This is a genomic window from Candidatus Streptomyces philanthi (genome assembly GCF_059553635.1).
Genome location: NZ_JCANQV010000583.1, coordinates 1 through 1,556 on the forward strand (window position 1 = coordinate 1; position 1,556 = coordinate 1,556).

1 protein-coding gene is annotated in these 1,556 nt (G+C 75.7%); it reads right to left on the reverse strand.

Translation table 11 applies throughout. The annotated features are described in order from the left end of the window. Entirely contained in the window at positions 1-1,215 is a 1,215-nt protein-coding gene (locus tag AC51EU_RS30410) for an amino acid deaminase/aldolase (protein ID WP_496270312.1), read from the reverse strand. Positions 1,216-1,556 lie beyond the last annotated feature (341 nt).

Below are 1,556 nucleotides of genomic sequence, written 5' to 3' on the forward strand. Positions count from 1 at the left end.
TCACAGGAACGTCCTGCCCTCACCGCGGTACGTCGGCACCGTTGCCACCACCCGGTCCCCGTCCACCAGCAGCAACTCGGCGAACCGCTCGCACAGTTCACCCGCCTTGGCGTGCCGGAACCACACCCTGCCGCCCACCTCCAGCCCGTCGGCGGCCGGCCCCAGCAGCGGCGTCTGCACCTCGCCCGCCCCCTCCTGCGGGTCGTAGCGCAGCCCCTCCGGGAAGCACGGCACCGGCAGCCGGTCCGTCCCCGCGGCCCCCGACGCCGGATAGCCGCCGCCCAGCACCGTCACCACCCCCGGCCCCGGCCGCCGCACCACCGGCTGCGCGAAGAACGCCGCGGGCCGCCCGCGGAACGAGCGGTAGTGGTCGAAGAGACGCGGGACGTACAGCCCCGAGCCCGCCGCGATCTCCGTGACCGCCGCCTCCGCCGCCGTGTGCTGCACACTCCCCGTACCGCCGCCGTTGACGAACTCCAGCCGCGGCGCCACCTCCCGGACCGCCCGCACCGCCTCCCAGCGCCGCCGCCCCAGCTCCCGGCGCGCCGCCGTCTGCACCGTCCGCACGGCCCGCGAGCGCACCGGACGGCCCTCGGCCTCGTCCCCCACCCCCGCCACATGCGCCTCGTACGCCATCAGGCCCACCAGCCGGAAACCACGGCGGCCGACCACCGTCCGCGCCATGTCCGCCAGATCACCCGGACGCCGCAACGGCGAACGACGCGCACCCACCCGCACCGCGCCCCCCAACGGCCGGTACGCCGCGTCCCACTCCAGACACACCCGCACCTCCGCGCCGCCGCCCGGCGGGCGCGCCGCGTCGATCAGGTCGAGCTGCGCCGGATCGTCCGCCATCACCGTCACCGCCGCCGCCAGCCCCGCGTCCGAGGTCAGCTCCGCGAACCCGGCCCGGTCGGCCGACGGATACGCCAGCAGTACGTCCGGGAAACCGGACCGCGCCAGCCACAGCGACTCGGCGAGCGTGAACGACATGATCCCGGCGAAGCCGTCCCGCGCCAGCACCCGCTCCAGCAACGCCCGGCAGCGCACCGACTTGCTCGCCACCCGGACCGGCTTGCCCCGGGCCCGGCGCACCAGATCGGCGGCGTTGGCGTCGAACGCTCGGAGATCGACGACGGCCAGCGGCGCGTCCAGACCCTTGGTGGCCCGGTCGAGGCGGGCGACATCAGCGGTGCCGACGGAGTGACGGGACATGGCCGCAGCCTGCCAGAGAGCGCTACCGCTGGGTAGGGGAGAGTTCCCGACAGACCGGACACGGAGTTGGAGGGCCGCCACCGGCAGCCCGTAAAGTGGCGGGACGCCGCGGCCGCTGGTCAACGGCACGATGTCCGGATACGAACCGTCCTGGCCCGATTGCCGCTCGGGCCGGGACTCGGCGGCACAAGGGGGCGCGGTGAGCACCGAATCCGGACGCCCCGCCGTTCCCCGTACTCCCGGCCAGGGCCCTGATCCGGCCACTGACGACGACCCGCCGACAGCCTCCTTGCGGCGTACTCCGGGCGGCCGGGGGACGGGCGCCGGGCCGAGCGACCCGC